At 69.2% G+C, this 21,752-nt stretch carries 19 protein-coding genes; 12 read left to right on the forward strand and 7 right to left on the reverse strand.

The annotated features are described in order from the left end of the window. Positions 1 to 179 precede the first annotated feature (179 nt). The gene (locus ACIRQP_RS04525; protein ID WP_403883327.1) at positions 180 to 1,823 is read right to left on the reverse strand and encodes a hypothetical protein; all 1,644 of its coding nucleotides are present in this window, start codon (positions 1,821 to 1,823) and stop codon (positions 180 to 182) included. Between the two features lie 299 nt (positions 1,824 to 2,122). On the opposite strand from ACIRQP_RS04525, the gene ACIRQP_RS04530 reads away from it, so the two are divergent. Both ACIRQP_RS04530 and ACIRQP_RS04535 read left to right on the forward strand, forming a co-directional pair. After that, positions 2,123 to 2,908 (forward strand): MerR family transcriptional regulator, encoded by a 786-nt coding sequence (locus ACIRQP_RS04530; protein WP_403884352.1) that lies wholly within the window; start codon positions 2,123 to 2,125, stop codon positions 2,906 to 2,908. A 250-nt stretch (positions 2,909 to 3,158) separates the two neighbouring features. Further along, a complete protein-coding gene (locus ACIRQP_RS04535; RefSeq protein WP_403883330.1) occupies positions 3,159 to 4,475 on the forward strand; it encodes an Nramp family divalent metal transporter in 1,317 nt (438 codons plus the stop codon). Positions 4,476 to 4,480: 5 nt separating this feature from the next. Here ACIRQP_RS04535 and ACIRQP_RS04540 read toward each other — a convergent pair whose 3' ends face one another. Beyond that, a complete protein-coding gene (locus ACIRQP_RS04540; protein ID WP_403883333.1) occupies positions 4,481 to 4,807 on the reverse strand; it encodes a hypothetical protein in 327 nt (108 codons plus the stop codon). A 151-nt stretch (positions 4,808 to 4,958) separates the two neighbouring features. On the opposite strand from ACIRQP_RS04540, the gene ACIRQP_RS04545 reads away from it, so the two are divergent. Continuing rightward, positions 4,959 to 7,004, forward strand: a complete 2,046-nt coding sequence (locus tag ACIRQP_RS04545; RefSeq protein WP_403883336.1) for a serine/threonine protein kinase — start codon at positions 4,959 to 4,961, stop codon at positions 7,002 to 7,004. A gap of 430 nt (positions 7,005 to 7,434) precedes the next feature. On the opposite strand, the gene ACIRQP_RS04550 is transcribed toward ACIRQP_RS04545, so the two are convergent. The 5 genes from ACIRQP_RS04550 to ACIRQP_RS04570 form a co-directional block, all read right to left on the reverse strand. Then, positions 7,435 to 9,150, reverse strand: a complete 1,716-nt coding sequence (locus ACIRQP_RS04550; protein WP_403883339.1) for a chitinase — start codon at positions 9,148 to 9,150, stop codon at positions 7,435 to 7,437. Positions 9,151 to 9,334: 184 nt separating this feature from the next. Further along, positions 9,335 to 9,778 carry a hypothetical protein gene (locus tag ACIRQP_RS04555; protein ID WP_403883342.1) on the reverse strand — a complete coding sequence of 148 codons (444 nt, stop codon included), beginning with the start codon at positions 9,776 to 9,778 and terminating at the stop codon, positions 9,335 to 9,337. Positions 9,779 to 9,908: 130 nt separating this feature from the next. Then, on the reverse strand, positions 9,909 to 10,331 hold the full coding sequence (locus tag ACIRQP_RS04560) for a DUF3592 domain-containing protein (protein ID WP_403883345.1): 423 nt from the start codon (positions 10,329 to 10,331) through the stop codon (positions 9,909 to 9,911). 9 nt (positions 10,332 to 10,340) lie between these two features. Beyond that, positions 10,341 to 10,964 carry a hypothetical protein gene (locus ACIRQP_RS04565; RefSeq protein ID WP_403883348.1) on the reverse strand — a complete coding sequence of 208 codons (624 nt, stop codon included), beginning with the start codon at positions 10,962 to 10,964 and terminating at the stop codon, positions 10,341 to 10,343. Between the two features lie 28 nt (positions 10,965 to 10,992). Continuing rightward, positions 10,993 to 12,540 carry a hypothetical protein gene (locus ACIRQP_RS04570; RefSeq protein ID WP_403883351.1) on the reverse strand — a complete coding sequence of 516 codons (1,548 nt, stop codon included), beginning with the start codon at positions 12,538 to 12,540 and terminating at the stop codon, positions 10,993 to 10,995. 356 nt (positions 12,541 to 12,896) lie between these two features. On the opposite strand from ACIRQP_RS04570, the gene ACIRQP_RS04575 reads away from it, so the two are divergent. The 9 genes from ACIRQP_RS04575 (at position 12,897) to ACIRQP_RS04615 (ending at position 21,679) form a co-directional block, all read left to right on the forward strand. Beyond that, positions 12,897 to 13,766, forward strand: coding sequence for a hypothetical protein (locus ACIRQP_RS04575; protein WP_403883354.1), 870 nt, complete (start codon positions 12,897 to 12,899; stop codon positions 13,764 to 13,766). A 203-nt stretch (positions 13,767 to 13,969) separates the two neighbouring features. Beyond that, entirely contained in the window at positions 13,970 to 14,680 is a 711-nt protein-coding gene (cpaB, locus tag ACIRQP_RS04580; RefSeq protein ID WP_403883357.1) for a Flp pilus assembly protein CpaB, read from the forward strand. A 7-nt stretch (positions 14,681 to 14,687) separates the two neighbouring features. After that, positions 14,688 to 15,893, forward strand: coding sequence for a CpaE family protein (locus ACIRQP_RS04585; protein WP_403883360.1), 1,206 nt, complete (start codon positions 14,688 to 14,690; stop codon positions 15,891 to 15,893). 89 nt (positions 15,894 to 15,982) lie between these two features. Continuing rightward, entirely contained in the window at positions 15,983 to 16,468 is a 486-nt protein-coding gene (locus ACIRQP_RS04590) for a TadE/TadG family type IV pilus assembly protein (RefSeq protein ID WP_403883363.1), read from the forward strand. 3 nt (positions 16,469 to 16,471) lie between these two features. Beyond that, on the forward strand, positions 16,472 to 16,840 hold the full coding sequence (locus ACIRQP_RS04595; RefSeq protein ID WP_403883366.1) for a TadE/TadG family type IV pilus assembly protein: 369 nt from the start codon (positions 16,472 to 16,474) through the stop codon (positions 16,838 to 16,840). A gap of 101 nt (positions 16,841 to 16,941) precedes the next feature. Further along, complete coding sequence (locus ACIRQP_RS04600) at positions 16,942 to 18,282, forward strand: CpaF family protein (protein ID WP_403883369.1); 1,341 nt, start codon at positions 16,942 to 16,944, stop codon at positions 18,280 to 18,282. A 105-nt stretch (positions 18,283 to 18,387) separates the two neighbouring features. Then, positions 18,388 to 19,329: a type II secretion system F family protein gene (locus ACIRQP_RS04605; protein ID WP_403883372.1), complete on the forward strand. Its 942-nt coding sequence runs from the start codon at positions 18,388 to 18,390 to the stop codon at positions 19,327 to 19,329. 33 nt (positions 19,330 to 19,362) lie between these two features. Next, positions 19,363 to 20,250, forward strand: a complete 888-nt coding sequence (locus ACIRQP_RS04610) for a DUF5936 domain-containing protein (RefSeq protein WP_403884355.1) — start codon at positions 19,363 to 19,365, stop codon at positions 20,248 to 20,250. A gap of 91 nt (positions 20,251 to 20,341) precedes the next feature. Then, a complete protein-coding gene (locus tag ACIRQP_RS04615; RefSeq protein WP_403883375.1) occupies positions 20,342 to 21,679 on the forward strand; it encodes a sensor histidine kinase in 1,338 nt (445 codons plus the stop codon). Positions 21,680 to 21,752: the final 73 nt, after the last annotated feature.

A 21,752-nucleotide genomic window follows, 5' to 3' on the forward strand; every position in this document is an offset into this window, starting at 1 on the left:
GGCACCGCTGGCGCCTACGCCGTCAAGCCCAGGCGCGAGCCAGCCACTACCGCACCCGACGTAACCGACAGTGACACCACCGGCTGTAGTACTAGGTCCTGTCCAGTGCCCGCCCCTGCCGGACGGCCGGGCCACGCCGCTGCCTCGTCGTGGGGCAGGGGCGGGCCCGGCCTTGTCGGTCAGGTGGGGATGGGCTTGGTCTGGGTGCAGTTCTTCCATTCGACCCAGGGCCGGGCGCCGCCGCTCTTGGGGCCGGTGGCGTAGGTGGGGTTGCCAGTGATCGTTTGTCCCTTGGATTCGTGGGTGATCTCGATGCCGAAGAGTTTGAAGCCGAGGGAGACCTGTCCGGCGGAGAGGCCGAAGCCGATACCGAGGGAGGCGTTCCACCAGTCGGTGTTGGCGTTGTAGTCGAGTCTGCTGAGTTTTCCCTTGTCGTGGAGGAGCCGTTCGAGGGGGCTGGCGTCGGAGCCCGGTACTTCGGCGGCGTCGGAGGGGGTGGGCAGCGGGTTGCTGGCAGGGTCGCCGTCTCCGCGCAGCCAGTCCTCGACGGTGGTGCTGTCGGTGTCGTTGTCGAGGACGAGTTCGGCCGACTCGGTGTGTATCTGTGACTTGGTGTTTCCGCCACCGCCGCCGACATCGATGGTGACGGGAAGGGGACCGGCGTTGGCGCCTCCTTCGACCTTGACGCCGGTGCCCTCCCCGGCTTCCTGGCTGGTGGTGATCAGCAGCTTCTCCGGGTGGTGCGGGTCGCCGTTCTTCTCCTCCTCGTCGTAGGCCGCCGCGTCGTAGGTGACGGAGACCTGCTGCATCTTCTCGCCCGTGGCGACCCCCAGCGCGCCGGCCGAGCCCTTGACGGTGAAGGTGTAGATGAAGGTGATCTTCCCGGCGTTGGGTCCGCTGTGGGAACGCATGACCACGACGTCCTCGGTCATCGTGCCGGAGGCCAGCTCGCCGGAGAATTTGCCGCCCTTGCCGCCCGTGAACTTTCCGCCGAAGCTGACGCTGCCGGATGCCTCGGTCGAGGTCTTGGTGATGTCGACGTCCGGCGCCAGCTCCGGTTCGAGATCGGGTTTCTTGGAGGCCGCGTCCTGTTGGCACGCTCCCATCGCCGCCCCGGGGTTGTAGCCGCTCTGGTAGCGGCAACCGTCGTTTGCCTTGAGGTACGCGGCGAACTTCTGTGCGTCCTCAAGGTTGGCCGCCAGGTCCGCCTGGGGATCGCCGCTCTTGTTCCCGTTGAAGAGCCACTGTCCGCCGCTGCCGCTGCCCGCCAGGTACGTTCCGCTGAGCTTGGCGCTGCCGCCCCAGTCCTTCAGACCGGGGATGCCCGCGGAGATGCTCGCCGTGACCCCGCCTCCGGTCTCCGTCACCCGCTCCAGGGTGACGGTGCCGTCGGACCACTGCTGGAGCTTGACCGTCTCCGAGGTGCTGATCTTGATGAAGACCACTTGGATGACGACGGTGTCCTTGGTCTGATCCTGGGACAGCAGACACCTCGCCGGCTCGAACGGGTCGCCGTTGGGAACGAAGGGATCGCCGGGACCGCCCCCGCCGTTGCCTCCGTCTCCGCCGTCGCTCCCGTCTCCGCCGTCGCCCGCGTAGTCGCCGGAGGAGCACGCCTCGGCCCCGCTCAGCGGGTGAAGTATTCGGCACACGGCGCTCTTCAGTCCGGTTGCCTCGTCGGCGGGCACACTCAGACCGACGATCGCCGCGACGACCAGGGACACGACCCCGACCATCGCCGCGTACTCGGCCCCGCCCTGCCCCCGGTCGCTCCGTCCCCGTCCACGCCCGTACCAACTGTGGAACCTGCCGGCGTCCTTCACCTGTTCTCCCAGCTCACGCCGTTGTCGTGACCCCCCGAGCGGGCAGCAGCCTAAGGAGGCGTCAGGGCCCCTACGCAGGCCCACGGGCCCACTCGGGGGCCCAGACGGGGCCCTCCTGGCAGGAGTTCATGTTCCGGTCGACCAATGGCCCCCTCGGGGCTGCCTGGTGTCTTCCGTACCGACAGGCCGGGCCCGCGCGGACGCCGGTTCCCCGATTCGGGCTTGCGGTTTCCGCCGCGTCAACTCCTACGGTCGTCCCTGTGGCCGGAGACACCGGCCCGGCGATGGGAGGCACGCCAATGGCCTGGTCGATCGCGGACGTGGCGCGGATGTCCGGGGCGACGTCCCGGACGCTGAGGCATTACGACGAGATCGGTCTGCTGCCGCCCGCGTGGATCGGAAGCAACGGGCACCGCTACTACGAAGAGGCCGGTCTGCTGCGCTTGCAGCAGATCCTGCTGATGCGGGAACTGGACCTGGGACTGCGCGAGATCCAGGCGGTCCTGGACAGCCAGGCCGACCAGGTGACGGTGTTGCGCGAGCACCGCCGGTGGCTGCTCGGAGAGCGCGACCGGCTGGACACGCTCGTCCGTACGGTCGGGCGGACCATCGCCGAACTGGAGGAAGGCAGGGACAACAACGACATGGCGAAGATCAACAGGCCGGAGAACCTGTTCGAGGGATTCGAGCACTCCACGGCCGAGGCCGAGGCCGAGGCGAAGGCCCAGGACGAGGTGCGCGAGCGATGGCCGAAGGCATGGGAGGAATCCCGGCGGGCCATCGAGACGATGACCGCCGAGGACCAGGAGCGGTGGCAGCGTGAGGTGACGGCACAGATGATCCGTATCGCGGAGTTCATGGTGGCCGGCACACCGGTCGCCGATCCCGCGGTGCAGGCCGAGATGGACGCCCACTACCGGAACATCCGCCGGTTCTGGACCCCGGACGCGGCCGCGTACAGGGGACTGGGCCAGACCTACGTGGACGACCCGCGGATGCGTGCGAACTACGACAAGATCGCCGAAGGGCTGGCGGTCTACCAGCGTGACGCGATGGCCGTCTACGCCGATGCCCGGCTGAGCTGACCGACGGCTCACACTGCCGGGGGGCTGCAGACCCCCGGCGGCGGGGCGGGCGACTCTCCGCCGTACTCCACACACTCGACCCACCGGACAGGCTCCGGGTCCTGCCCCCGCGATCGGACTCCCGCGATCAAACTCCCGCGATCCGACCCACGCCACCGAACCCTCACCGCAGGCCCTCTTGCGTGATCACCGTCGCCCCGCTTTGGTGACTCAGGTCACGTACGGAGACAAGCGGGAGGCGACGACACGTATGGCAGACACCACGGACACCGGCACGAATGAGGCCGTCTCCCGTCCGCGCAAGTCGAGTTGGACGTACATCGGCCCCGGCATCGTTGTCGCGGCGACCGGCGTGGGCGCCGGCGATCTGGTCGCCACACTCATCGCGGGCAGCAAGTTCGGCTACACCCTGATGTGGGCGGCGGTCATCGGCTGCGTCGTCAAGATCTCCCTCGCCGAGGCCGCCGGCCGCTGGCATCTCGCCACCGGCCGCACCCTCTTCGAGGGCTGGCGCAGCCTGGGCCGCTGGACCACCGTGTATTTCGCGGTGTACGTCGTCGTCTGGGGCTTCGTCTACGGCGCCACGGCGATGTCCTCCAGCGCGCTCCCGATCGTCGCGCTCTTCCCGGACGGGCCGGGGCTCAAGACCTGGGCGGTCGTCACGGGGCTGATCGGGCTCGTCTTCGTCTGGTTCAACCAGTACGCCGTCTTCGAACGGGTCATGACGGTCCTGATCGGCGTGATGTTCGTGGTCGTCATGTACGTCGCGATCCGCGTCGCCCCCGACTTCGGCGCGAGCTTCGCGGGCCTGCTCCCGGTCCTGCCCGACGGCTCACTGCTCTACACACTCGGCCTGATCGGCGGGGTGGGCGGCACGATCACCATGGCCGCGTACGGCTACTGGGTCAACGCCAAGGGCTGGACCAACACCGGCTGGATGAAGGTGATGCGCCTCGACAACCGGGTCGCGTACATCACCACCGGCCTCTTCGTCGTCGCCATGCTGATCATCGGCGCCGAGCTGCTGCACTCCTCCCAGATCGCCCTGACCAAGGGCGACCGCGGCCTGATCGACCTCGGCGCGATCCTGGAGGACCGTTTCGGCGCGACCACCGCCAAGCTGTTCCTGGTCGGCTTCTTCGCCACGTCGTTCTCGTCGCTCATCGGTGTCTGGCACGGCGTGAGCCTGATGTTCGCGGACTTCGTGGAGCGGATCCGCAAGGACCGCGTGGCGGTCACGGCGGACGAGTCCGGGAAGACGACGACGGAGGAGGTCGCCTCCGGCGAGCGCGAGCGCTCCGTGCCGTTCCGCGCGTATCTGCTCTGGCTGACCTTCCCGCCGATCTCCCTCCTCTTCCTGGACGAGCCGTTCGGCCTGGTGGTCGTCTACGGCGTGCTGGGCGCGTTCTTCATGCCGTTCCTGGCGCTGACGCTGGTGTGGCTGCTCAACTCGTCGCGCACGCCGAAGGAATGGCGCAACGGCATTCTGAGCAATGTGATGCTGACGGCGGCGGGGCTGCTGTTCATCGTGCTGTGCGTGCAGCAGGTGCGGGACATTCCCTGGTAGGGGCTTTACGGCTCGTCCCGGGCGGCGTTGATGGTGTCGAGCCACTCCTGAGTGGAGAGCGGGTACGGGTGCTCGGGACCGAGGACGCGCCGCCGTGCGGAGAGCACGGCGGCCACCTCGGCCGCCGCGAGATCGTGGTGGCCCTGGCTGCCGTCGCCGAGAGGCGGCAGCCGGTGCAGTACCGCGTGATCGCCCCACGCGCCCGGCTGACCGGCCGTACGACGGGTCGCGGCGGGCCGTACGCCCTGCGGTTGCCGCGGCCGAACCGGCTGCTCTTGCCGCCCGCCGTTCCGGTCCATCCGCGATCTCGACGGTCCTCGCTTGCTTGCCACCTGGGTGGACCGTAGTGAACAGTATCGATGCCACGTGTGTCGCTGCCACGCGGCGGGAACGGGGCGGCACCGACGAGCGTGTTATCCATAGCGCGGGAACGCGACGGGACCACCAGTCCCTTCGCGATGGGGGACGAGCGGGGGAACTGGCATGTCCGGCATGAAGATCGGGCGGCTCGGCGGGGACGACCCGGTGGCGCTGGGACCGTACCGGATCATCGGCAGGCTCGGCTCGGGCGGAATGGGCCGTATTTATCTGGCGCGCGCCGCGGGCCCGCGGCTGGTGGCGGTCAAGACCCTGCTCGCCGAGGGGCCCGTCAGCGACATCGACCGGCGGCGGTTCGCCCGCGAGGTGGCGCTGGCGCAGCGGGTCGACAGCGCCTTCACGGCGAGGGTGCTGGACGCCGACGCCGGGGCGGGCCGCCCGTGGATGGCGATCGAGTACATCGCCGCGCCGTCGCTCGCCGACCTGGTACGGACCGCCGGGCAGCCACCGGCCTCCGCCGTGCGGTGGATCGGGGCGGGGGTGGCGGCCGCGCTGGTCGCCCTGCACGGCGAGGGCATGGTCCACCGTGACATCAAGCCGGCGAACGTGCTGCTCCCGCTGGACGGGCCGCGCGTCATCGACTTCGGAATCTCGCACGCCGGCGACATCACCCGGACCGGCCTGACGCTCGGCACGATCGCGTTCACCTCCCCCGAGCAGGCCAGGGGCGGGCTGTCCACGGCCGCGTCCGATATCTACTCGCTGGGCTCGACGCTCTTCCATCTGGCGGTCGGCCGACCGCCGTACACCGACGACGGTGACTCCCTGCGGCTGCTGGCCCGGGTGTCCCGGGGCGAGCTGGAGCTCAGCGGGCTGCCGCGCGAGCTGAACGGGCTGATCCGCTCCTGCCTGGCGCAGGCCCCGGGCGACCGGCCCCAACCCGCCGACGTGCTCGCGCAGTTCAGGTCGGGCCTCGTCGGACTGCCGGTGTCGGACAGCGGGAGCCGGTGGCTGCCGCCGCGCTGGACGGCGCTAATCGAGGAGTACGAGCGGCAGGGGCTGGCGTTACGGGAGGGCTCCGGTCCGGGGCCGGGCGCCGGCGCGGACCCGGACGCTCCGACCGCCGATCAGCGTACGCGCCCGGTGGTCGGCCCCGGACCGACCAGGCAGTACACCCGCGACCGCGCCGGGGAGTCCGCGGCGGACCGGGCCGCGCGAGAAGCGCGCCGGGCGGAGGAGCGGGCACAGGAGAGGGAACGTGCCGCCCGGGAACGGGAGCGTGCCGCCCGGGAGCACGACCGGGCGGAACGGGAACGGGCCGAGCGCCGGGCCCTGCTGGAGCGGCTCGCCCGCGACATGGCCGAGATGGGGGCCAATCAGGAACTTTCCGCGCGCGAGCGGGCCAAGGCCCGGAGCCGGGCGCGGGCGACACCGGCCGGCAGCGCGACCGCGCGGACCGGGGCAGCAGGGAGGACCGGAACCACCGGAGCGACACGGGCAGCCACCCCCACCCCCGCCAAGGATTCTTCCTCCAGCGGCGGCGGATGGATCCTCGCCCTCCTGGCCGTGGTCGTCCTCTTCATCTGGCAGCCCTGGGTTTCCGACGACACCAACAGCACGTCGGGTACGGGGAGTTCCACCAGCGATTCAACCAACACCGCTATATCCACGCCTAGTTACTCGTACACCTTGCCGTCCAAGCCCACCCCGAGCGATACGGATCTCGCCTTCCGGGCCGTGAAGACCGGAGACTGCGTCAGCTCGCACGACCACGGATACCGCGGCTGGACCGATCCGGCGCCGCGGCGCGTGGACTGCGACGCCGCCGACGCCTACAACCGCGTGGCGACCGCCGTCTCGTACAGCGACGAGGAGTGCGACGCGGACGCCGACGAGGAGACCTGGACCAACGTGGGCGAGGACGATGTGGTCACCACGCTCTGCCTCACCCGCAGATACGCAGCCGGCCAGTGCTTCATCGCCGAGGCCGACGGCGACGGCATAGGCCCCGCCAGCCTCCACACCGTATGGGGCTGTGGCGCCGACACGGTGCCCGCGGGTTACCGGTACGTCATGCAGATCACCCGCTACGAGCGGAAGCGGGCGGACGGCAGCGCGCCGGACTGCCGCGAGTACGCGGGCGATCGCACCCGCTACGCCTGGTGGACGGTGGACGGCGAGGCGAACGTCATCTGCGCGAAAGCCGTCTGAAGCGGCCCGCCGGACGTGCTCGTCCAGGCCCTGTCCGGTTGATCTTCGCGAGCCCGGGACGCCGCAATGACATCAGCCGTTGCCGCGGCGGGCCGCACCTTCCGCCGCGTTGTCGGAGTCGCCCACGTACGGCCGGGCCCTCCACGACGCCGTGTACGGAACGACTCCCACGCCTGCGTACCGGCGGCCGATGCCGCGCCCTCCACGACCGCTGTCCCACCGGCCGCCGCTGCCGCCGTCAGTGCCTCCGCCAACATGAGTTCCCCGAATCCCCGAATCCCCGTATGTCCGAATCCCCTTGAATCCGAGGGTCCTTCATACCGCAATCGCTCCGGGCCCGGACACACGGCAGCGCCGTCGGGTGGGGTTCGACGGCGCTGCCGGCCCTGTGGGGGGCTCGGGGTGGTGGTGCGGACTACGGTGTGACGGACTACGGGAGGCCGTGGACGTGCGGTCCGACGGCGTTGGACCAGGCGTTGCCCGCCGTCGCGTCCCAGTTGGTGGACCAGGTCATGGCCCCACGGATACCGGGGTAGGTCCTGGACGGCTTGAACGAACCGCAGTTCGTGCCCCTGGCCAGGCAGTCCAGCGCGTTGTTCACGATGGACGGCGCCACGTAACCACTGCCCGCGCCGCGCGTCGAGGCGGGGACGCCGAGGCCGACCTGTGAGGCGTCGAGGCCGCCTTCGAGCTGGATGCAGGCGAGGGCGGTGAGGAAGTCGACGGAGCCCTGGGCGTAGACCTTGCCGTCGCAGCCGAGCATGGTGCCGCTGTTGTAGTACTGCATGTTGACGACCGTGAGGATGTCCTTCACGGTCAGCGCGGTCTTGAAGTACTCACCGGCCGTCGACTGCATGTCGATGGTCTGCGGCGCCATCGTCAGCACCATGCCCGCGCCCGCCTTCGCGGACAGCTGGCGCAGAGCCTTGGACATGTAGGTGGAGTTGAGGCCGTTCTCCAGGTCGATGTCGACGCCGTTGAAGCCGTATTCCTGCATCAGGGCGTAGGCGCTGTTGGCGAAGGCGGTGGCGGAGGCGTCGCTGTTGACGGAGATGGTGCCCTTCTCGCCGCCGACCGAGATGATCACCGACTTGCCCGCGGCCTTCTTCGCGGCGATGTCCGCCTTGAAGTCGGCGACCGAGGTGTAGCCGACGGCCGGGTCGAGATTGAAGGTGATCTGACCGGGCGTGGTCGTCGCGTCGGCGAACGAGACGGCGATGATGTCGTACTGCGACGGCACGTCACGGAGCTTCTGGACGGTGGCGCCGTTGTTGAAGTTCTGCCAGTAGCCGGTCACCGCGTGCTTCGGTACGGCCGGGTTGCCCGGGTTGCCGCCGCCGCTCTGGGCGGTCCTGCCGGTCACGGTCGCGGACTTCGCGGACTCGCCGGCCGCGTTGGTGGCGGTCACCTGGAAGTCGTACGAGGTGTTCGCGGCCAGCCCCGTCACGGTCGAGGACGTACCGCTCGCCGACTGGACCTTCGTACCCGCCCGGTAGACGTTGTAGCCGGTCGCACCGGACACGGCGGACCAGTTGAGGGTCACGGACGACGAGGTCACCGAACCGACCGCCAGTCCGGAGGGCGCGCCGGGCACCTGGGGCTCGGGGTCGCCGCCCCCGCCGCCGTCGGGGCCGAATACGGACACGTCGTCCGCGTAGTAGGCGCTCTGGCCGTACCAGCCGTGCGTGTAGACGGTCACGGACCTGGTCGAGGCGCCGGTCCTGAAGGTGGTGGTCAGCTGCTTCCAGCCGGAGCTGTCCGGTGTCCAGGCCGACACATCGGTGGTGCCGGTCCCCTCGGCCCCGAGGTACGCGTACCCGCCCTGGACCCAGGCGCTCAGCGTGTACGTCGAGTTGGGCTGTACGGCGACCGACTGGACGCACTTGGCGTTGTCCTGGCCGCCCGGGGTGGCCCGGAGCGCGGCGGCGCCTCCGTGCACGGGAGATCCGACGGTGGCCCCACTGCCCGCGGAGCAGGTCCAGTTGGTGAGCCCGGACTCGAAGCCCGCGTTCCTGGCCACATTGACGTCGGCGGCCTGCGCGGTGCCGGTGAGCCCGGTCAGGCTCAGCGCGCCGGCGGCCAGTACGGCCACCGTCCCGCCGATCCAGGTTCTGATACGTCCTCTGCCGCCTGGTGCACGTTCCACTTGCTGCCTCCGGCTGGGGTTCGGGGATGGAGGTACATGAGAGGGGGAACGGTGGCCACCGTCGGGCGTAAAACTGGTCCAGACCAATCAAGTTGTCAAGACCTGTGGCAACAGGTCGTATGCGAAGGGGCGGAAGCGGAGGTGGGACCGGCGGCCGGCGGTGTCGCGACGGGGCCCTCCGGACTCAGTCCTCCTGGAGCCGTTCCACCGCGTAACCGGTCACGCACCCGACCACGAGCACCGCGTTCGACATCAGCAGCCCCTCGGCCGCCAGGTCCTGCCACTGGAGCGACATGTTCAGGGCCTGCGCGGCCACCGGTACGGTGAGGACCGCCGCCAGGTGCTGCACCGTGGCGTCACGGTACGGATCCCGGTGGACGCGTCCCGCCGCCCACGCGGCGACGGCGATGCAGATGGCGTTCGGCAGATGGATCAGCAGCAGTCGGCCGGTGAACGTCTCCAGCTTCTCCTCCGTGGCCAGGTGGTCGTAGACCAGCGTGGCCTGGAGATACTCCGTGATGAGCAGCATGACGATGCCGGCCGCCCAGGCGCGCATCAGCGCGAAGACCGGCGCTCCGCCTCCGTGGTCCCGGCGCGCGGACGCCCCCGGGTAGTCGTACCGCGTCATCGCCTCTCGCCTCCGAACGGATGGCTGAACAGATCGCCGTGCATCAAATCCCCGTGCTTCAGATCGTTTCGCTGTTGATTCGTTTCCCGGGCCCGGGAGCCGCGGTGCCCCCGGACCGGCTCGGCCCGGCTCAGATCGCCGTGAACACCAGCACCGCCGCGAAGCAGGCCGCCGCCAGCCCGCACCCCGTCACCAGCAGTGCGTACTGCGCCACCGGCGACCAGTTGCCGCGCCCCGCGACCGTCGCGGAGCGCTCGGGGGCCGCCGGGTCGTACGCCACCGTGACCCGCGACCCCACCCGCACCGCGTCCGTCGCCAGATCCTCGAACTCGACGCTCCGCCCGTCCGGGGTGCGGAAGGAGAAGACGTACCGGCGCGCGTCCGAGCGGTTGTACGGTTCGCTCTCGATCCGTACGCAGACACCGGGCGCCCGGCCGCCCGCCCCGAGCGCGCGTGTCACCGCCGCCAGCCGCCGGCCGTAGTGGGCCGCCAGCCAGCCGAACAGCAGGGTCATGCCCCCGAAGAAGACGTAGTCACCGCCCGGGATGTCCATGGCGGCCGCCTACTTGAGCGTGATCGAGTCGATGATCTTCGTCAGATCGCCGTCGCCGAGTCTTCCCTCGGCCGCGTCGACCCGTACCGCGTACGACTTCTTCGCGGAGTCGAGACCGGCGACGATCACGCCCTTGATCCGGGAGCCCTTCTCGGTGAACTCGAAGTCGATGCGCCGGGCCTCCGTCCTGCCCTCGGCTCCCGCCACCTCGATCTTCTCCTGCTTGCCCAGCGTCGAGCCGAGGGCGATGCCCGCCTCGGCGCCGATCGCCGCCTCCTCCACCGAGTCGGCGTTGGTGAAGTCCAGCTGGACGGTGATCATCCCGACGTCCTTGCCGCCGTCCGCGAGCGTCGCCGCCGCCGCGTTGTACTCGCTCCGCTCACCGGCGCTCTGCGCGATGAAGGCGGGCGGGTGGGCGACCGTGACCGAGGAGGTCTTCAGCGTGCCCCAGCCCTCGGGCACCACGCCGGCCGTCGTGTCCGTACCGCACCCGGCCACCAGCGCGACGACGGCGGCGCAGGCGGCGGCAGCGGCCGGCCACCGGGGTGTCCGCCGGCCGCTCGCGCCGCTCGCGCCGCTCGCGCTGTCCGGCCTGGTCGGGGTGGTCGGGGTGGTTATGGCGGGTGTCCTCATGGCGGGTGTGCTCCTGTCGCCGGCCGGGTCAGTTCGCACAGTAGCTGTACGGGAGATAGGTGCGGCTGTCCCCATGGGGTGCCCCCAGGAACCGCGCCTGGTCGAGGGTCTCCTCCTTGTTCTCGGTGGAGACCGAGAAGCCGAGGCTGAGCCCCAGGTTCAGTTCGAAGCCGTACTCCGCGGCCTCTGTCCTTCCGGTGTAGTTCGTCCGGCTGGAGAGACCCTCGTCGAAGAGCAGCTGCCCGAACGGGTCGTCCGCGCCGGGGCGCTTCGTCGGGGCGTGGTCGTCGAACATGTAGGTGAAGGGAGCGGCGTTGTCGCCGTGTCCGTCCAGCCACTCCTGCGCGATCCGGCGCTGCTTGTCGCCGTCGGAGCCGGGCGGGATGACCACGGAGTTGGTGACGACCTCGATAGCGGTGGACCCGTCGGTGCCCTTCGCCCCGCCGCTGCCGCCGCGCTTGTCGTCGCCGCTCTTGCCGTTGTCGCCGCCGACCTTCGCGCCGTCCTTCGTGGCGCCCTTCTCGACCGTGCGGGTCATGTCGATGCGCAGCAGCTCGCCGGTCTTCTTGTCGTGCGTGACGGTGATCGTGCCGGTCTGTGTGGTGGACGCGGAGGATTCCCCGCTGAGGGGCCCGGCCTCGTACCCGACCTTGCCGCCGTACTCGATGGCCGCGCTGTATGTGTACGCCTTGGTGCCCTTGAAGTTGTTGTCGGTCCAGGTCACCTCGGGCGAGAACTTGAAGTTGCCGCCGAGAGTGGCGCTCAGCTTCTTCTCGTCACCCGCCGACAGCTTGAGCCCGCCCGCCGCGCTGGCCTCCAGGCCGACCTTGCCGTAGCTGATGTGGCGGTTGCCGAGCTTCTCCTCGATCCGGTCGCGCAGCTCCTCCTCCTTGGCCATCGGGCCCTTGCCGAAGAGGTAGAGGATGCTGTTGCCGAGGCCACCGCCGCGCGCGTTGGTGTTGCGGTTGGCCAGCTCGTACGTCTTGAGCTCCTCGATGTCGTCACGGAACGACTTGGCCTGCTCCTCGCTGTCGAAGACCCAGGTGTCGCCGTTGGTGACCTTGATCCCGGCGCCCAGCTCGACCTTGTCCGCGCCGAACTTGCCTATCTTCGCGCCCGGTTTCCAGTCCTTCTTGGCGGCGACGGAGGCGGCGTCGGTGAACGTCATCATGACCTGCTGGTCGTTCGCGTCAACCTTGCCGTCCTTGTTGAGGTCCTTGTTGGACTGGAACGTCGTCTGCTGGAAGCCGTACTCCTCGCCCCACTCGATGAAGAGGACCTTCGCCTTGGCGCCCGCCTTGTCGGTGACCGAGGAGATCTGGCAGAGCGGCGGCTCGTAGTCGGCGTCGGTCCTGGGCGTGGCCCGGTCCCGCTCACCGCCGCCGCCCGCGTCGCAGGGGCCGCTGAAGGTGACCAGACAGCGCAGGCCGTCCGCGAGGGTCTGGTCGACTCCCGTACCGACCAGCGCCCCGACGACCGCCGCCACGACCACGATCACGCCCGCGTACTCGGTGGCCGTGGCCCCTCGGTCACGTGCGCCGCCAAGCGGCTTCCGTCGTCCCGTCCGGTGTCTCATCCGGTCTCTCATCCGGCCCGTCCCCCTCCGTGACCGAGTGCTTTCGCACACGGAATCGGAATGGGAGCGTACGGGCGCGAGCACTGACCGTTCGTGGGCCCGTGGGCCCAACTCAGGCCCAAACTGGAGCGATTGGATGCAGAATTCGACCAAATGGAATACTAATTGAAACGGCAGTGAACAGTTGACTGCTTCGTCCGCTTTGCCGGAGGTGGCCAACCGTATCCCTGGCATCGTCATCTGATAGGTGTTCTCTGCGCAGTACGAGGTGGATAAAGTGCTGCAGCAGAAGCACCCAGCAGGAGAGAACTGCGGCCGTCGGGACTCCGGCGGCCGGAGCCGAACGGGGAACCAGCGTGCCCACCGCGATTGCTGTCACCAGCCCTGATCTGGTGCTACCACCGACGGACCAGCAGACGCCGACCGCGGCACTGCTCCAGTCGCCCGACGCCCAGCCACTGGACGCCGCGCTCGCCGACACGCAGGTTCTCGTCGAGCAGCACGGATACGTCGTGGCGCTCTACCCCGCGTCGATCACGCCGGAGCACGAGCGACGCCTGCATACCGTCCGGTCGGTCCTGGAGACGGACCGGATCGCGCTCCTCAAGCTCGATCTGCCGCCGCTCGGCGTGGCCGTACTCGTGCGCCAGCTGCGGCAATTGTCGATTTGTGACTTCAGCGCCGGAGTCGTCGCTTCCGCGGCCCGGCTGCTCTCGCACTACATCTACGCCGGGGCGCTGCTGAACTCCGTGACCAGGCTCGACCGGGTGCCCGTGAGTCTCAAGACCCATGCGAAGTCCTGGATGCCCGGCTCCCAGTTCGGGGTGCTCGCCAACCCGTCGCCCCAACTGATCAAGATCGGCGGGTCCGGTAAACTCGCCGGCCCCGACTTCGGGACCCAACTGATCGTCGCGAAAGGGCAGTTGCAATCCGACTGGGTGACCAAGACCCTCGCGCCCGCGTGGCGCGTCCAGGGAATCCAGGAGAGCGCACTCCCGGCGGATTCACCGCGCTGGTGGGGAACTTCCAAGATGGTCGAGTTCGCCGCTTTTCTGCCGGATATCTCTGTCCTCTATCAGCTGGTCTCCTCCGTACGAAGAGAGGTGTGTTCCTGGTGCGGCATCGAACTCATAGGTGACCGCTGCGGATTCTGTTCGGCTCCGCTGACGGCGCCCGAGAACCAAATGGGCGCCGCCGGTGTCCTGAACCACGGAACATCCACCTAGGTGGAAGCGCCGCGCGCGTCGCCGCGTGCGGCCGGAAGCGCTCACTTCGCGCAACTCCGGCCCCAGGACCCCGTTTCCTCCCCCGACTCCCGGTACCCCCATCCGCACGTCAGACTCCCCAACTCCGGCTTCACGCACCGATTTCACACTTCGCCCTCACACTCCGCCCTCACACTCACGTCACGAACGAGGTTGTACCGCTCATGAATTCACGGCAACGCCGCGGCGTCATACTCCTTCTTCTCTCGGTCCTCTGCGCCTTCGCCGCGTTCGCCGGTGTCCTCTCCGTGATCAGCGACGTGAATTCGAAGGTCGGACCGGAGGTGTCCGCGTACCGGCTGAAGGCGGATGTCGCGCCGTACACCGCGCTCAGCGAGGGGCAGTTCGAGAAGATCAGCATGCCGAAGCGCTGGCTCTCCGAGAACGCGGTGACCGATCTGGCCGTCGTCAACGGAAAGATCGCCGTCACCCAGCTCAAGCAGGGCTCGCTGCTCCAGGACGACATGATCGTCCAGCGGCCCGCGCTCGCCAATGACGAGCAGGAGATCGCCATCATGATCGACGCGTCGACCGGTGTCGCCGGGAAGATCCTCCCCGGCGACCTGGTCAACATCTTCGCGACCTTCGCCGCCGACAACCAGGACTCCCAGTCCCAGTCGCGGATCATCGTCTCCAACGCCAAGGTCCTCGACGTCGGCAAGCTCACCGCACTGCAGCCCGACGAGAGCAACAACAACCGCAGCGCGGCCACCAAAGCGGTGCCGATCACCTTCGCGCTGAAGACCAAGGACGCCCAGCGCGTCGCGTACGCCGAGTCCTTCGCGAAGCATGTACGCCTCGCGCTCCTCGCCGACGGCAGCCCCACCACGCTGCGCCCGGGGGAGAACACCTACACCCTCGAAGGGGACAAGTGAGGGACGTATGAGCACCAGAATCCTGCCGGTCGTCGGGGACGCCGATGCCGCCCGGTCCATCACGACGCTGCTCAGCCAGCTCCCCGACGCCGAGCCCGCCGCACCCGTCGGTGACTCCACCTCCCTGATCGACACCCTGGCCAGGCTGGCCGCCGAGTCGATCGACGAGCTGCCGGAAGTGGTCCTGGTCCATGAGCGGATCGGTCCCGTACCGGCACTCGAACTGATCCGGGAAGTGGCCCTCCGCTTCCCGGCCGTCGGGGTCATCCTCGTCAGCACGGACGCCAGCCCCGGCCTCTTCGCGGCCGCGATGGACTCCGGCGCCCGCGGTCTGGTCGGACTGCCGCTCTCGTACGAGGAACTCGCCCAGCGCGTACAGGCGGCGGCGGCCTGGTCGGTGGGCGTACGACGCCATCTCGGCCAGGGCGCCGACGTGTTCACCGGCCCCGGCGGTACGGTCGTCACCGTCAGCGGCGCGAAGGGCGGCGTCGGTACGACCATGGTCGCCGTCCAACTGGCCCTGGCGGCCCGCGCGTCCGGCATGAACACCGCACTCGCGGACCTCGACCTCCAGGCCGGCGACATCGCCTCGTACCTCGATGTGCAGTTCCGGCGGTCGATCGTGGACCTCGCCTCCATCCAGGACATATCCCCCCGGGTGCTCCAGGACGCGGTCTACATCCACCCGAGCGGGATAGGGATGCTGCTGGCGCCGGGGGAGGGGGAGCGCGGCGAGGAGGTCAACGAACGGTCCGTACGGCAGATCGTCAGCGCGCTGCGCAACCGCTACGAGGTCGTCGTCGTCGACTGCGGCACCCAGATGAACAGCGCGAACGCCGCGGCCATCGAGATGGCCGACACCTCCTTGTTGCTGACGACCCCCGATGTGGTGTCGGTCCGAGCGGCCAAGCGCATGGTGCGGCTGTGGGACCGGCTCCAGATCCGCAAGGCGGAGGAGACCATGATCGTAGTCAACCGCCACATGCGCAACACCGAGATCCAGCCGCCGCTGATCGAACGGATCACCAGCACCCGCGTCGCACGGGTGACGATCCCGGCCAACTTCAAGGAACTGCAGGCCGCCGTCGACGCGGGCCGGATGCAGGACCTGGAGTCCAAGTCCACGGTGAAGCAGGCGATGTGGGGGCTGGCCGGGGAGCTGGGACTGGTGAAAACGCCGGAAGGCGGGGAGAAGAACAGCAAGTTCAAGTGAGTCCGCGGATCGGTCGATGTCCCGCGCGGACGATCGAGCCGGCACGACTGATGAGGCCAGCCCACCAGCCGGAGGGGGAGCGTTGAAGCATGAGTGTCCCAAGTACAGACGTACGACGATACGAAGAGGTCCGGGCCACGCGGCCGGGTGACAGCCACTCGCGCGCTGAGCGGCGGCTCCCGGAGGACCGGCCGCGCGGTGCGTGGCGGCGTGACGACCGGGGTCAGCTCGCCGTCGAGTTCGTCGGCATGGTTCCCATCATCCTGGCCACGGTGATCCTGCTCTGGCAGGCCGCCCTGGTCGGCTACACCTTCTCGCTCGCGGGCAACGCGGCGGACGAGGCGGTGCGGGCGGGCACGGTCGCCGAGACGGAGTCGCGCACGGACGCTTGCAAGCGGGTCGGGGCCGAGGACCTTCCCAAGGCGTGGAGCGCGAACGCCCGGATCGACTGTCAGTACGACCCCGAAGCAGACTTGGTGAAGGCCCAGGTGGATCTCGAAGTGCCGGTGCTCTTCCCCGGCTTCAACATCCCGGTCACGGTCCCGGGCCGGGCCTCCGCCATAAGGGAGAGCTGACCCATGGTGAAGCGCACAGCACGCGACGCGCGCGAACGCGGACAGATCGCCCTCGAATACGTCGGCGTCATCACCCTGCTGCTCTTCATCGCCCTCGCCGCGATCCAGCTCGGGCTGGCCGGGTACGCCGTACAGCAGGCGAGCACGGCGGCGCGGGCCGCGGCCCGCGCCGAGACGTACGAGGATGCCAGCATGTCGTCCGAAACGGCCGGCGAGGCCGCGACGAGCGACTGGCTGACGGTCGACATCGACGAACCGGTCATAAGCGGCGACGAGGTGACGTTGACCGCGCACGTCAAGATCCCGGCCCTCCTGCCCAAGGTCTTCGATCTCGGCGAGGCCAAGAGGAGCGCCACCATGCCCCTCGACTGACCCGGCCGTCCGGCCGACCGCACGCCGGTCGCGGACGTACCACCACACCGACGCATCACCGCACCACCCGAGCACACCAGCAGAACCTGGGAGTTGAGGACATGAGCCTGCGGGCGCGCATCAACAGCCCCGAGCCGACGAACGGGCAGAGCGAGGAGAGTCTCCTCGTCGGGGTCTACCGCGCCAAGCTCCTGGAGGAGATCGACCTCGCCGAGATGTCCGCGCTCGCCGCGGCCGAGCGCCGGGCCCGCCTTGAGCGGGTCCTGAGCCACATCATCAGCAGGGAAGGCCCGGTCCTCTCGACCATCGAGCGGTCCCAGCTCATCCGCCGGGTCGTCGACGAGGCCCTCGGTCTCGGCATCCTGGAGCCTCTGCTCGAAGACGCCTCCATCAGCGAGATCATGGTGAACGGCGCGGACCAGGTCTTCGTCGAGCGCGGCGGCCGGCTGGAACAGCTGCCGATGCGGTTCACCTCCAACGAACAGCTGATGCAGACCATCGAGCGCATCGTCTCCACGGTCAACCGCCGTGTGGACGAGGCGAATCCGATGGTCGACGCCCGACTGCCGTCCGGCGAGCGTGTGAACGTGATCATTCCGCCGCTCTCGCTGACCGGGCCGATCCTCACCATCCGGCGCTTCCCGAGGGCCTTCACCCTCCAGGAGATGATCGGCCTCGGTTCGCTCGACGAGCAGATGATGATCCTGCTGTCGGGTCTGGTGCGCGCGAAGTTCAATGTGATCGTCTCCGGCGCCACCGGCACAGGCAAGACGACGCTGCTCAACGCCCTCTCCGGACTCATCCCCGACGGCGAGCGCATCGTCACCATCGAGGACTCCGCCGAGCTCCAGCTCCAGCAGTCCCATGTGATCACGCTGGAGAGCCGCCCCTCGAACGTGGAGGGCAAGGGCCAGGTCACCATCCGCGACCTCGTCCGCAACTCCCTGCGTATGCGCCCCGACCGCATCATCGTCGGTGAGGTCCGCGGCGGCGAGACGCTCGACATGCTCCAGGCGATGTCCACCGGTCACGACGGCTCGCTCGCCACCGTCCACGCCAACAGCGCCGAGGACGCGCTGATGCGACTCCAGACCCTGGCCTCCATGTCGGAGGTCGAGATCCCGTTCGTGGCGATCAAGGACCAGATCAACAGCGCCGTCGATGTCATCGTGCAGCTCACCCGGCACGCCGACGGCTCCCGCCGGGTGACCGAGATCGCCATCGTGGACTCGCACGGCCGCGAGGAGTACCGGATCGTCTCCGTCTGCCGCTACATCGCCCAGCCCATGTCCTCGGACGGGCGGGTGCACGGGAAGTTCGAGTACTACCCGCTGCCGCGCCGGATCGCCGATCGGCTCTACCTCAGGGGCGAACCCGTCCCTCCGGCCTTCGGGGTCGCCGTCGCGGAGGAGGAGCTGGCCGTGCGCAAATCGGCGGCCTGAACCGGTCCGACGTCGCCCCGCAGCGACACCGTCCCCTCCCTCCCCTCCCTCCCCACCGTTCCCTCTCCACTCTCCACCTCGTCCACCGAGAAGGTCCCGCACGACATGGATAATCTTCCGCTCCTGACGATCGGCGTCACGCTGCTCACCTGTGTGCTCGCCGTTATCGGCGTGCACGTCTACTCGTCGGGCAAGGCCCAGCGGCAGGTACTCGTCGCGCGCATGTCCCAGACGGGACAGATCAACACGGCCTCCGGCCGCCGCCGGCGCTTCGTCGGCATCGACCAGTGGCTCCGTACGACGAAGCTGGGCAGGCGCATCGAGCGCAAGATCGCGGTGACGGGCCTCGATCTGACACCCGGCGAGTACTTCGTGTACGTCGTGGCCGGGCTGCTCGCGCTGTACTTCACCATCGGCGCGATCTTCGCCCAGTTCTTCGGCATCCTCGCGGCGCTGATCGGCGTCTGGGGCGGAAACGCCTTCCTCAACTGGCAGCGCACCAAGCGCACGGAGGCCTTCATCAACCAGCTGCCCGAGCTGACCCGCGTGCTCGCCAACGCGACCCAGGCCGGACTGGCGCTGCGTACCGCCCTGGCGATGGCGGCGGAGGAACTCGACGACCCCGCGGGCGAGGAACTGCGCAAGGTCGCCGACCAACTCTCCGTCGGCCACTCCATGGACGACGCGCTCGGCGAGCTGGCCGACCGGCTGCCCTCGCGCGAGCTGGTCGTCCTCGTCACCACGCTGGTGCTCTCCAGCCGGGCCGGTGGCCAGGTGGTGAGTTCGCTGCGCAACCTGACGGAGACGCTGGACGAGCGCAAGGAAACCCGCCGAGAGGTCAAGACCATGCTCTCGCAGATCAAGGTCACCGCCGTGGCGGTGCCGATGCTCGGACTCGGCTTCCTGCTGGTGATCAACGCCATGTCCGCCGGAGCGCTGGACAAGATGACGGGATCGGTGCTCGGCCAGGCCGGGGTCGTGGTGTCCTTCGCGATGTACGGCGTGGGCTTCTTCCTGATCCAGCGCATGTCCCGAGTCCAGGTCTGAGTCCGGGTCCGAGGAAGGAGGAGAGAGAACATGATGGGTCTGCTGCTCGCCGTCGTTGTCGGACTGTCCGTCTACGGGGTCTTCCAGGGCGTCCGTATCTATCGCGCCGACGCCAAACTGCCCGGCGACCTCGCCGTCGCGCTGGAGGTCGGCGCCACCCGCACCACCGCCGTCGGCTCCGGCATCGACCGGCTCGGAATGCGCTACGCCCCGTCCGTGCTCCGCATGATGGGGCCCAAGCGCGTCGACGCGCTGCGCCGCCGCCTCGACATGGCGGGCAACCCCGGCGGTATAACGGTGGACCGCTTCGCCGCCCGGCGCGCTGTCTACGGCTTCCTCGGCGCGTTCGCCGCGCTGGCGCTCGTCCTGCGGGGACAGCCGATCATCGCGATAGTGGCCCTGGCGTACGGCCTGGTGTGGCCGGACGTCATCATCCGCTCGCACATCGCCCGCAGGAAGGACGACATCGAGCGCACCCTGCCCGACTTCCTCGACGTCCTCGCCGTCGTCGTCTCCGCCGGTCTCGGCTTCCGGCAGGCGCTGGAGCGCGTCGCCGAGAAGTACAAGGGCCCCTGGTCCGACGAACTCCGTATCACGCTGCGGCAGATGGACATGGGTGTCAGCCGGCGCGAGGCGTTCGACCAGCTCCGCAAGCGCAACGCCTCCGAGCAGGTGTCGATGTTCGTCACCGCGCTCCAGCAGGGCGAGGAGCTGGGTGCCCCGATCGTGGACACCCTGATTCAGATCGCCAACGACATGCGCCGCACCGACGCGCAGAACGCGCGGCGCCGGGCCGCCCAGGCGATACCGAAGACGACGCTCGTCGTCACGATGGTCATGCTCCCGGCCACCATGGTGCTGATCGTCCTCAGCTTCTACTACGGCTCCGGGGTCAACTTCGGGGACATTCTCGGCCAGTGACCCCACGACGGCGACCCCGGCACCGGCGACTTCAGCACCGGCGACCAATAACGCGTGAGCCCGATCCCCAGAACGGGAGGTGACCCCCATCATGGCCCAGAAGACCCTCATTCTCACGGGCGGCAACAGCAGTGAGGTGCCGCGTTCGGCCACCGCCGACCCGAAGCACGTGCCGGCGCTGCCGATCCAGGTGAACGCCCTCCAGGCGCTGTGCCGGCAGGTCTTCGGTTTCCGGCTCGCGATGATCGCGCTCGCCGCGCCCTTCGCCCTCAGGAGTACGGCATCGGGGCTGGCGACCTGGCTCGTCGGCTCGGCCGTGCTGGTCACCTTCATGGTCTCGTACGTCCTGCTGCGTGACTGGGAGCGCTTCGGCCCCTTTCTGCTGCGCCACCCCGCACTGCTTGCCGCCGACATGCTTTTCGGCGCCCTGCTGCTGGCCACGGCGTCCCCGGACTCGACCTTGGCGTATGTCACCATCTGCACCCCGCTGCTCGCCGGGCTGGTGTACGGCTGGCGCGGCGCCGCGCTCTTCGCCGTACTCCAGTCACTGATCGTCGCCGGGGCGTACGCCGTCAACAACGAGGCGGAGGCGGGCTTCAACGCGCTGCTGCTGCCGGGGCTGTGCGTCATGGCGGGCGCGATCGGCAGCACCCTGCGCAATCTGATGCTCGGCTTCGGCACCGCGAGCCAGGCGCTGACCGAGGCCCGCGCCCGGCTCGCGGTCAGCGGCGCGGTCGAGGAGGAACGCGCCAGGCTCGCCCGTGAGATGCACGACTCGGTGGCCAAGACCCTGCACGGCCTGGCCATGGCGGCGGACGGTCTGGCGAACTCGGCGGACCGGATGGAACCGCGCACCGTCAAGCACCAGGCAGAACTGGTGGCACGCTCGGCGCGCCGCGCCGCCGCCGAATCACGGGAGCTGCTGTCGGACCTGCGACGGGAGTCCGGGCTGGACGGGGGCGTCGACGTCCTGGGCGAACTCCTCTCCCGTACCGAGGACTTCGGCCGCCGCCACGGCATCACCGCCACCTTCCGGCGGCTCGGTGACGCGACCGTACCGCCGATCCCGCACGCCGTGGCCCGGCACGCGCTGATCATCGCCACCGAGGCGATGGAGAACGCGCAGCGCCACGCGAAGGCCGAATTCGTCACCGTCTCGGCCGGTGTGGCCGGGGATGTACTGCGGATCAGCGTCTACGACGACGGCCAGGGCCTGCCGCCCGGCACCACCCTCAACGACCTGCGACGGGCAGGGCACTTCGGACTGGTCGGGATGGTCGAGCGGGCCGCCTCCATCGGGGCGCGTATCCGCATCGGCAGGGGCCGGGCCGCGAAGGGTACGGAGGTACGGCTGGAACTGCCGCTCAACGCCCTGCGACCTACAGGAGGGGGACAGCAGCCACAGAGCCCCGTCCCTCAGCTGAACTGAACCGATCCGAGCCGACAACCGACCAGGACGACCCACCAACCCATCTGTTCTTCCCCACACTTGAGAGGAGGCC

It is taken from the genome of Streptomyces sp. NPDC102274 (assembly GCF_044766385.1).
Taxonomy (GTDB): domain Bacteria; phylum Actinomycetota; class Actinomycetes; order Streptomycetales; family Streptomycetaceae; genus Streptomyces.

What these genes read in the sequence shown, in the direction of transcription:
- ACIRQP_RS04565 (WP_403883348.1), bottom strand. Translation starts at nt 10,964, where the DNA reads ATGAGGACACCCGCCATAACCACCCCGACCACCCCGACCAGGCCGGAC.
- ACIRQP_RS04605 (WP_403883372.1), top strand. Translation starts at nt 18,388, where the DNA reads ATGGATAATCTTCCGCTCCTGACGATCGGCGTCACGCTGCTCACCTGT.
- ACIRQP_RS04610 (WP_403884355.1), top strand. Translation starts at nt 19,363, where the DNA reads ATGGGTCTGCTGCTCGCCGTCGTTGTCGGACTGTCCGTCTACGGGGTC.
- ACIRQP_RS04570 (WP_403883351.1), bottom strand. Translation starts at nt 12,540, where the DNA reads ATGAGACACCGGACGGGACGACGGAAGCCGCTTGGCGGCGCACGTGAC.
- ACIRQP_RS04530 (WP_403884352.1), top strand. Translation starts at nt 2,123, where the DNA reads ATGGCCTGGTCGATCGCGGACGTGGCGCGGATGTCCGGGGCGACGTCC.
- ACIRQP_RS04600 (WP_403883369.1), top strand. Translation starts at nt 16,942, where the DNA reads ATGAGCCTGCGGGCGCGCATCAACAGCCCCGAGCCGACGAACGGGCAG.
- ACIRQP_RS04535 (WP_403883330.1), top strand. Translation starts at nt 3,159, where the DNA reads ATGGCAGACACCACGGACACCGGCACGAATGAGGCCGTCTCCCGTCCG.
- ACIRQP_RS04585 (WP_403883360.1), top strand. Translation starts at nt 14,688, where the DNA reads ATGAGCACCAGAATCCTGCCGGTCGTCGGGGACGCCGATGCCGCCCGG.
- ACIRQP_RS04590 (WP_403883363.1), top strand. Translation starts at nt 15,983, where the DNA reads ATGAGTGTCCCAAGTACAGACGTACGACGATACGAAGAGGTCCGGGCC.
- ACIRQP_RS04595 (WP_403883366.1), top strand. Translation starts at nt 16,472, where the DNA reads ATGGTGAAGCGCACAGCACGCGACGCGCGCGAACGCGGACAGATCGCC.
- cpaB (WP_403883357.1), top strand. Translation starts at nt 13,970, where the DNA reads ATGAATTCACGGCAACGCCGCGGCGTCATACTCCTTCTTCTCTCGGTC.
- ACIRQP_RS04555 (WP_403883342.1), bottom strand. Translation starts at nt 9,778, where the DNA reads ATGACGCGGTACGACTACCCGGGGGCGTCCGCGCGCCGGGACCACGGA.
- ACIRQP_RS04615 (WP_403883375.1), top strand. Translation starts at nt 20,342, where the DNA reads ATGGCCCAGAAGACCCTCATTCTCACGGGCGGCAACAGCAGTGAGGTG.
- ACIRQP_RS04560 (WP_403883345.1), bottom strand. Translation starts at nt 10,331, where the DNA reads ATGGACATCCCGGGCGGTGACTACGTCTTCTTCGGGGGCATGACCCTG.
- ACIRQP_RS04545 (WP_403883336.1), top strand. Translation starts at nt 4,959, where the DNA reads ATGTCCGGCATGAAGATCGGGCGGCTCGGCGGGGACGACCCGGTGGCG.